Genomic DNA, 8,067 nt, shown 5'->3' on the forward strand with positions numbered 1-8,067 from the left:
ACATTGGGAGCAGCTTGTGTTGATCCCGTATGCTGAGTTGATGGAAATGGGATGCCGGCTCGCCTATAGGCGGATGAGTTTGCTGTGATGCGGGCTGGGATTACCGCTGCGTTTTTCCTGTATCATTTCCATGAGGTCGCTTGGGCTCGGCAGCAGTTTGTTGGTTTGAGTCTGACTGACGTGCGGCAGCGCATCGAGCAGGCCGCAAGGACGAACCAAAATGACAGGCGAGTTGAGGACCATGAACTGCTCGGGGATGTTGTAAATGCGGTCAAGCACGGTTCTCTCAACAGAACTAATCGTCTGCTACCTGGAGACAACAGAGTTCTGCTGATTTCGCCAGGTCGGATAATGACTTACGACGAAGAGGGAAAGGGGGGGCGCGTGCATGGTTGTACTTGAAACCTTAGGCGGTGATCGCTCACTGTCGGCGGCATGTAAAAATGTCATCAACGGCTGGCATGACACTTTGGGTCTGCCGGTGTGACAGTAGAGCCAGTGCTGACGCCGCTGAAGGTTCGGACCATCCGTTGCCTTGACGGACTCCACTACTCATTTGAACTGCTCCAGTTCTATTACGGAAGTCTCCATTCGATGTGCTGCAAGATTCCGGTCAGCAGCTCGAACGTCGTTCCTGCAATCGCCCATTGCTGGGGTTTTGTAGACACGCTTCATCGGATCAGGTCGATCGCGAGGGCTGTGCCGTCCCTCAACCAGAAGCGTCCGGAGATGAGAGCCTTCCTGACGGCTACCGAACTCGCCGAACCCTTTAGACATTACATGCAGCATCTTGATCGTGAGCTTTCGAAACAACCGCCGCTCGGATTTCCTGTTTGGGGATCGCTTGCTTGGGTGGATGAAGTCGATGACCAGCAGTCGCACATTGTGATGTTCGGTGCGGCAAATGGGCAGACCACCTTTTCAGGCTGCATCTACGACAGGTTCAACAGCTCGTGGGTCAGCAAGGTTTGCCTTACAGTGGCGGAAAGGTCGTTCAATTTTGACCCGATCTTCGAAGCGACGATGCGGTTCAGAGATTTCGTGTTGCCGTTCGTCATACAAGAGGGAGGTGCGACCATCACATATCCCGACAAGCTCCCTATGTTCTCGATGAGGATAGTGGTGTCCGAGCCGACTCAGGAAGATCTTGCTTAGGGAGATACGCGGGCTAATTACCCAGCAAGGCGGTGACTGCGGGAGCTAACGTCACAACGTTCGCTGCCAATGACAGTCCTGTAAGACCATAGTGCATCTTGCTAGCTGCGGCCCAAACCTTTTCCCAAATAGCTTTGTTGTTGTCCAATCCCGATATAACGGGATGAAGCTGGACAAACGTTGCAAATGTATGCTTATAAAGGCTCCAAAACATATTTTCTCCGAAGTCATCGTGTTGCTTCAGTGAAATCTCCATTTGCTGTAGGTAATGATTGAATAGACGCGAGAATTGGGGCTGTATTTTTCCGGAACTCTCAAGTTCCTCTACTGCCTCCCTAATCGCTGCAAATGCCTCCTCAAGCTTCTCCTTTGGAGCCTCTACGGCACCTTCAGTCTCTAGTCGTTCAGATATTGCTTCAATTCTGCCAAGGTTGACGTCAGCGAAGCAGCTGGAAAACGCGGCATTTGTCACTAACGCTGCGTTGCTCGCGTCGAACACAGATGAAACCTCATCTATCGTGGCAAGCCAACTTTGCCGCACGCTTTCCCGCTTCAAATCGACAAGGCTGACTTGTTCGCGCAGATTGGCGCACAGCGCTAAAAAATGATCTCTAAGATCCGCGTAATTTTTTAGCCCCATTTGCTTCGCTAACGGGTCGAAACTTTTCCATAGTGGTGCTTTGTCCGCCCGACTGTTCTCTACCTGGAAAGCGTGGCTTGCCGTCTTCATTTTGGCAATTAGGTCGAGAAGTCTCTGTGCCGAGTCGCTCACCGCCGCTTCCTTCCTACTAATGAGCGAACTACACCGCTCTACCCCAACGCATTACCAAACCATTTCAAGGTTGAAATCAAGACGACGAACTGCTTCGCAGATGGATGGGGCGGGACTGGCGGAAGGCAAGGTTAGAGAGATGGCCATAGAGCCGGGTAGGCTCGTCGCTCCATGGCAGGCACGTTCCACCGCCTCTCGGTCACAAGAAGTAGATCTAAATAGTAGCGGCTTGAACGTTCGCGGTGGCTGCGGCGGCGGACATGCTCTTGTCAGGCGCAACGCAGGAAAGCATAGAGAGTCTGGAACAGCGAAACGACCAGAGAATGGTGTAGATCTAGCCCGGGGCTTCAAACTCTTGGCCAGACCGTCGGTAATTGGTGCCCCCGGCAGGGATCGAACCCGCGACCTTCGGTTTACAAAACCGCTGCTCTACCAGCTGAGCTACAAGGGCACGGCGCTCCGGTAGCACATTTCGTGCGCCAGTAAAGACAAAACTCCGTTTTGGGTTGCTAATGGACGGCGCGGCATGGCCGGCATGCTGAAAAGCGGCGCGCCGCTTCCTACATTCCGTTCAGGTGCAATCGCATCGAACGGGGTGCCGCATGATCAGATTCGTCATCATCCTGCCGCTCATCGTCGTGACCTGGCTTCTGCTGGTGAAGGTCGTCAGCGACCTGAGGAAGGCCAATATCGACTGGACCGGCGTCGCCACCTTCGTCGGCTTCATCGTGCTGGCCTTCTGGCTGAGGCATGTCACGGGGATGGGATGAAAGAGAGCGAATAGCGAATAGTGATTAGCGAATAGGGAGTTTCGGCCCCTGGCGTGGTGGCTTCCCTATTTGCTATTGGCCATTCGCTATTCGCTCAATTCGAACCTTTTGCCGCTTCGCCACGACTGATCTTCTGAGAGGCGAATGGTCGCCTCGATCAAGGATCCAGGAGATCATCATGTTGAAGCGTACCCTTACCTCAGGCCTCGTCGCCGCCTTCGTCGCCACCGGCGCGCTCGCCGCCACGGTCGAGACATCCTCGGCTCACGGCAACCACCACCATCATCATCACCACCACAAGAAGCATCACAAGAACTTCTGGTGGTGGCATCATCACAAGCATCACCACCACGGCAAGGTGATCATCTTCCTCTGACGAGAAGACCATTTGTCTTCCAAGGGCGGCTCTCGGGCCGCCCTTTTTTCGTTCCGGGCGACCAGCAGTTGGAGGCGAGGGAAAGGCCGGAAGAATCGTCGACGAAAAATTTCCAAAAACCTTCGAACCTTTTTCCGACTCGCGGCGACCCATGATCAAGAGGCGGATGGTTCGCCTCTCCAACGAAACCCAGGAGATCGTCATGTTCAAGCGCACCATCGTTTCCGGCCTCATCGCCACCCCCGTCGCCGCCGGCTCGCTCGTCGGCACCGTCCAGCCTTCGGCCGCCCACGGCCATCATCACCGCCGCGAGCTCGGCATCGGCATCGCCGCCGGCGTCGGTGGTTTCGTGCTCGGCAGCCTGCTCGCCCAGCAGCCCCGCACCGTCTATGTCGAGGACGACGGCTACGACTCGATCCACGTCCGCCGCTGCTATGCCCGCTACGCCAGCTACGACGAGCGCACCGACACCTATATGAGCTATGACGGCCCGCGCTATTGCAGGCTCTGAGAGGGGGGAAAATCAATGACAGGAAAGAGGAGCTGTACGCGGCCCCTTTTCTTGCGTTTGCCCGTTAGCGGATATTCGCCAGATGGGTTTAATTGGAAGCGGACTTCGCCTCCGGCATCGCCAATCCCGCCGCCTTGCAGGCGCCGCTGACTGAAACGTCGTTTATCGCGACGAGTTCGAAGTTGTTTCCGGCATCGGGATAGATCTTGCCGATGAAAGGTTCATTGGCGCCGGAGGAGCTTTTGTCATCGACATAGCCGCACACCACGATCTCGTGGCGACTGTCCAATGTCCGCTCTCCGGCAAGCATCGTTCCGAACTTTGCGGCAATGGGGTTCTTCAGATGCTGGCGGACACCGGCGGTGATGATCTCCTCCAGGGCCAGTGAAATCGGAATGGGATCGACGCGCGGGTTGCCGCTGGGTGCAGCGATCGGCTCGACCGGCGCCGGTGCCGCCGCCACGCAGCCGCAAAGGGAAGCGACGGATAGGAGGAAAACTGTTTTCCGCATCCCGTGCCCTTTCGCACGCATGCCAACGCCCCGGCAAGACCGTCAAGTCCGGCGTTCGGCCTGCCTATGCTCCGGCCGGCCTTCGCCAGGCAACCAGCGATGTACAGCGATTTTGCAAGCGTTTAGGCTGGCTTCCGCGCCAAACGAGGGGAGGGTGGCATGAACGAGCAGGATCCCAAGGAAGAACGGGTCGAACCGGTTTTCCGCAACGGCACCATCACCATCGTCGGCATCCTGCTTGCGTTTTCGCTAGGTTTCATCACGCATTGGGCGGCCAACCCAATCCCGTGGCAGACCTACCATCTGGTTGCCGTGCTGCCGATCCTTGTCGGCATTGCGCTGCAGATTCGGGCGCTTGCCATTCTGCTCGACATCAAATCGCTGCAGCGAAGCATTCATGACCGCGCCAGTCGGATATTCATCGCTGGCCTCATCTTGGCGGCCTGCGGCGTCGGGCTGGCCATCCTGCTCGATTTCTTCGACATATCGGCCAAGAGCGCCTTGCCGGGCGCGTCCTAATAAGCTTTCACGCCGCCGATCATCTTCGTCACCTCGACCGCGGCGTCGCGCACCAGCGGGCCGATCTCGGCCAGTCGCTCGGGCGTGACCCGAACCGTCGGGCCGGACACCGAAACGCCGCCGATCGGCTCGCCATATTCGTTGAAGATGGCGGCGGCCACGCAGCGCATGCCGGGGTGGCGTTCCTCGTCGTCGACCGACCAGCCGCGATGCTTGATGGTCGCGAGATCATGGGCGAGCGCAGAGATATCTGAGAGAGTCTTGTCGGTGTAGCGCTGCAGGCCCGCCTTGCGCAGGATGGCGGCGACCCGTTCCGGCTCGAGATGCGCCAGGACGGCCTTGCCGATACCGGACGCATGGAAGGGGCTGCGCGTACCCGGCCGGAAAAAGGCACGGATCGCCTGATGCGTCTCGACCTGGCTGACGAAGACCACGCAATCGTCCTCGGTGACGCCCAGATTGGCGGTCTCGCCGGTCTTCTCCATCAGTTCCTGCATGACGATGCGGGCGCGGTCGACCAGCTTTCTGCGGCGCAGGAAGGCGGCGCCCATGCGGTAGGTCTCGACGCCGACCGACCAGAGCTGGTCGGTCGTGTCGAACTCGACCATGCCGTGGTTTTCCAGCGTCGTCAGCATACGGTAGGCGGTGGAGGCGGCAATGCCGCTTTGCGCCGCGATTTCGCTGAGCGACAGGCCGCTGGCCTCGGCGACGATCGCCAGGATCCGCAGCGCCCGGTCGAGCGACTGCACCGACGTCGCTTCGGACGGACCATTGAAGGCGCGCGGCCGGCCGCGTTGGCGTTTTTCCGTCGTTTCCATGCCCGTCATTCTCGCCGATCTGATGCCGGATGCAATGAAAAACTTTTTCAGTCGTTGCTGCGGTGGTTTTTCTGGAAAACGAAAAGTGAAGTGAAATCAGCGGATAAAAGCCATTTTCTAGAAATGAAAAAATATTCTGAAAAAATTGAAAAATCGAAGACACGCTGTCACTATCAAGCCAACCAACGAAATGGAGGCTTGTCATGGCCAGGATGCGCGCTGTCGACGCGGCGGTTCTCGTTCTCGAAAAGGAAGGCATCACCAATGCCTTCGGCGTGCCGGGCGCGGCGATCAACCCGCTCTATTCGGCGCTGAAGGCACGCGGCACCATCCGCCATGTGCTCGCCCGCCATGTCGAGGGGGCCTCGCATATGGCCGAAGGCTACACGCGGGCCAAGGCCGGCAATATCGGGCTCTGCATCGGCACGTCCGGCCCGGCCGGCACCGATATGATCACCGGCCTTTATTCGGCCTCGGCGGATTCGATCCCGATCCTCTGCATCACCGGACAAGCGCCGCGCGCGCGCCTCAACAAGGAGGATTTCCAGGCCGTCGACATCGCTTCGATCGCCTCGCCCGTCGCCAAATGGGCGGTCACCGTCATGGAGCCCTATCTGGTTCCGATGGCGCTGCAGAAAGCGTTCCACCTGATGCGCTCCTCGCGCCCGGGTCCGGTGCTCGTCGACCTGCCGCTCGACGTCCAGCTTGCGGAGATCGAGTTCGACATCGACGCCTATGAGCCGTTGGCTCCGTTCAAACCGGCGATGACACGCGCCCAGGCCGAGAAGGCGCTTTCGATGCTCAATGAAGCGGAAAAGCCGCTGATCGTCGCCGGCGGCGGCATCATCAACGCCGACGCTTCCGATCTTCTGATCGAATTCGCCGAAGTTACCGGCGTGCCGGTCATCCCGACGCTGATGGGTTGGGGCGCGATCCCCGACGACCACCGGCTGATGGCCGGCATGTGCGGCCTGCAGACCTCGCACCGCTACGGCAACGCAACGATGCTTGCCGCCGACTTCGTGTTCGGCATCGGCACCCGCTGGGCCAACCGCCACACCGGCTCGGTCGATGTCTACACCAAGGGGAAGAAGTTCATCCATGTCGACATCGAGCCCACTCAGATAGGCCGCGTCTTCGCGCCGGATCTCGGCCTGGTTTCGGATGCGGGCGCCGCGCTGAAGATCCTGCTCGATGTCGCCACCGAATGGCGCACGGCCGGCAAGCTGCGTGACTGGTCGGGCTGGGCCAAGGAATGCCAGCAGCGCAAGAAGACCATGAAGCGCAAGACGCATTTCGAGCAGGTGCCGCTGAAGCCACAGCGCGTCTACGAGGAGATGAACAAGGCCTTTGCCCGCGACACCACCTATGTCACCACGATCGGCCTGTCGCAGATCGCCGGCGCGCAGTTCCTGCATGTCTACAAGCCGCGCAACTGGATCAATTGCGGTCAGGCCGGCCCGCTCGGTTGGACGCTGCCGGCAGCGCTCGGCGTGCGCGCCGCCGATCCGGACCGGGATATCGTCGCGCTCTCCGGCGACTATGATTTCCAGTTCATGATCGAGGAATTGGCCGTCGGTGCGCAGCACAAGCTGCCTTACATCCATGTCGTCGTGAACAATGCCTATCTCGGCCTGATCCGCCAGGCGCAGCGCGGTTTTTCGATGGACTACGAGGTGAGCCTGGCCTTCGAGAACGTCAATCGTGCCGGCGACCCCGAGGCCGGCTACGGCGTCGACCATGTCGCGGTCGCCGAGGCCATGGGCTGCAAGGCGGTCCGCGTGAAGAAGCCCGAGGAATTCGCCGGCGCCTTCAAGGAAGCGCAGCGGCTGGTGAAGGAGCACCAGGTGCCGGTCGTGCTGGAATTCATCCTCGAGCGCGTCACCAACATTTCCATGGGCACGGAAATCGACAAGATCACCGAGTTCGAGGAGCTTGCCGAACGCAACGAGGATGCGCCGACGGCCATCATGATGTTGGATTAGCGAGCCTGGGGCAGGCAGAAAAAAGGAGAAAAAGGAATGCCGCGTTTTTCAGCCAATCTTTCGATGCTCTTCGGCGAGCATGATTTCCTCGACCGTTTCGATGCCGCCGCCCGCGCGGGCTTCAAAGGCGTCGAATATATCGGCCCCTATGATCATGCGCCGGACGTCGTCGCGACGCGCCTGAAGAAGAACGGCCTCAGCCAGGTTCTCTTCAACCTGCCGGCCGGCGACTGGGCCAAGGGCGAGCGCGGCATTGCCGTGCTTCCCGACCGCGTGCCGGAATTCCGCCAGGGCGTCGCCAAGGCGATCACCTATGCGCATGCGCTGGGCTGCGAGCAGATCAACTGCCTGGCCGGCATCGCGCCGCAGGGCGCTGACCGCGTCGTTTTGGAAAACGTCTTTGCCGAGAACCTCGCTTTCGCGGCGGAGAAGCTGGAGCAGGCCGGCATCAGGCTGCTGATCGAGCCGATCAACACGCGTGACATCCCGGGCTTCTTCCTGAACTATTCCGACCAGGCGCTGGCGCTGATCGACCGCATCGGCTCGAAGAACCTCTATTTGCAGTACGACATCTACCACATGCAGATCATGGAGGGGGATCTCGCCCGTACCATCGAAGCGAACCTTCCCCGCATCGCGCATATCCAGCT

Annotated in this window: 11 protein-coding genes and 1 tRNA gene; 7 read left to right on the top strand and 5 right to left on the bottom strand. The window is 59.2% G+C overall.

The features are described from left to right. Nucleotides 1-63: 63 nt before the first annotated feature. The gene (locus EOD07_RS14045; RefSeq protein WP_127235893.1) at nucleotides 64-279 is read right to left on the bottom strand and encodes a hypothetical protein; all 216 of its coding nucleotides are present in this window, start codon (nucleotides 277-279) and stop codon (nucleotides 64-66) included. Between the two features lie 219 nt (nucleotides 280-498). Here EOD07_RS14045 and EOD07_RS14050 point away from each other — a divergent pair, with 219 nt between their 5' ends. Continuing rightward, complete coding sequence (locus EOD07_RS14050) at nucleotides 499-1,155, top strand: hypothetical protein (protein ID WP_127235894.1); 657 nt, start codon at nucleotides 499-501, stop codon at nucleotides 1,153-1,155. 13 nt (nucleotides 1,156-1,168) lie between these two features. On the opposite strand, the gene EOD07_RS14055 is transcribed toward EOD07_RS14050, so the two are convergent. Together EOD07_RS14055 and EOD07_RS14060 are read right to left on the bottom strand one after the other, a co-directional pair. Beyond that, nucleotides 1,169-1,927 carry a hypothetical protein gene (locus EOD07_RS14055; protein ID WP_127235895.1) on the bottom strand — a complete coding sequence of 253 codons (759 nt, stop codon included), beginning with the start codon at nucleotides 1,925-1,927 and terminating at the stop codon, nucleotides 1,169-1,171. Between the two features lie 375 nt (nucleotides 1,928-2,302). After that, nucleotides 2,303-2,378, bottom strand: a tRNA-Thr gene (locus tag EOD07_RS14060). Nucleotides 2,379-2,529: 151 nt separating this feature from the next. Between EOD07_RS14060 and EOD07_RS14065 the strand changes: the two genes are divergently transcribed. The 3 genes from EOD07_RS14065 to EOD07_RS14075 all read left to right on the top strand — a co-directional run bounded on the left by EOD07_RS14065 (nucleotide 2,530) and on the right by EOD07_RS14075 (nucleotide 3,584). Further along, nucleotides 2,530-2,697 (top strand): hypothetical protein, encoded by a 168-nt coding sequence (locus tag EOD07_RS14065; RefSeq protein WP_127235896.1) that lies wholly within the window; start codon nucleotides 2,530-2,532, stop codon nucleotides 2,695-2,697. 178 nt (nucleotides 2,698-2,875) lie between these two features. Then, nucleotides 2,876-3,073 carry a hypothetical protein gene (locus tag EOD07_RS14070; RefSeq protein WP_127235897.1) on the top strand — a complete coding sequence of 66 codons (198 nt, stop codon included), beginning with the start codon at nucleotides 2,876-2,878 and terminating at the stop codon, nucleotides 3,071-3,073. Nucleotides 3,074-3,224: 151 nt separating this feature from the next. Then, a complete protein-coding gene (locus EOD07_RS14075; protein ID WP_245470135.1) occupies nucleotides 3,225-3,584 on the top strand; it encodes a BA14K family protein in 360 nt (119 codons plus the stop codon). A gap of 88 nt (nucleotides 3,585-3,672) precedes the next feature. On the opposite strand, the gene EOD07_RS14080 is transcribed toward EOD07_RS14075, so the two are convergent. Beyond that, nucleotides 3,673-4,116 (bottom strand): hypothetical protein, encoded by a 444-nt coding sequence (locus EOD07_RS14080; RefSeq protein ID WP_245470138.1) that lies wholly within the window; start codon nucleotides 4,114-4,116, stop codon nucleotides 3,673-3,675. Nucleotides 4,117-4,254: 138 nt separating this feature from the next. Here EOD07_RS14080 and EOD07_RS14085 point away from each other — a divergent pair, with 138 nt between their 5' ends. Then, complete coding sequence (locus EOD07_RS14085) at nucleotides 4,255-4,614, top strand: hypothetical protein (protein WP_127235898.1); 360 nt, start codon at nucleotides 4,255-4,257, stop codon at nucleotides 4,612-4,614. On the opposite strand, the gene bhcR is transcribed toward EOD07_RS14085, so the two are convergent. After that, nucleotides 4,611-5,432, bottom strand: coding sequence for an HTH-type transcriptional regulator BhcR (gene bhcR, locus EOD07_RS14090; RefSeq protein WP_127235899.1), 822 nt, complete (start codon nucleotides 5,430-5,432; stop codon nucleotides 4,611-4,613). The two genes, EOD07_RS14085 and bhcR, sit on opposite strands and share 4 nt — an antisense overlap. Nucleotides 5,433-5,635: 203 nt before the next feature. On the opposite strand from bhcR, the gene gcl reads away from it, so the two are divergent. Further along, a complete protein-coding gene (gcl, locus tag EOD07_RS14095) occupies nucleotides 5,636-7,417 on the top strand; it encodes a glyoxylate carboligase (RefSeq protein ID WP_127235900.1) in 1,782 nt (593 codons plus the stop codon). A 36-nt stretch (nucleotides 7,418-7,453) separates the two neighbouring features. After that, nucleotides 7,454-8,067, top strand: a 614-nt coding sequence (locus EOD07_RS14100; protein ID WP_127235901.1) for a TIM barrel protein, incomplete at its 3' end; no start/stop codon positions are given.

The sequence above is a fragment of the Mesorhizobium sp. M2C.T.Ca.TU.002.02.1.1 genome (genome assembly GCF_003997225.1).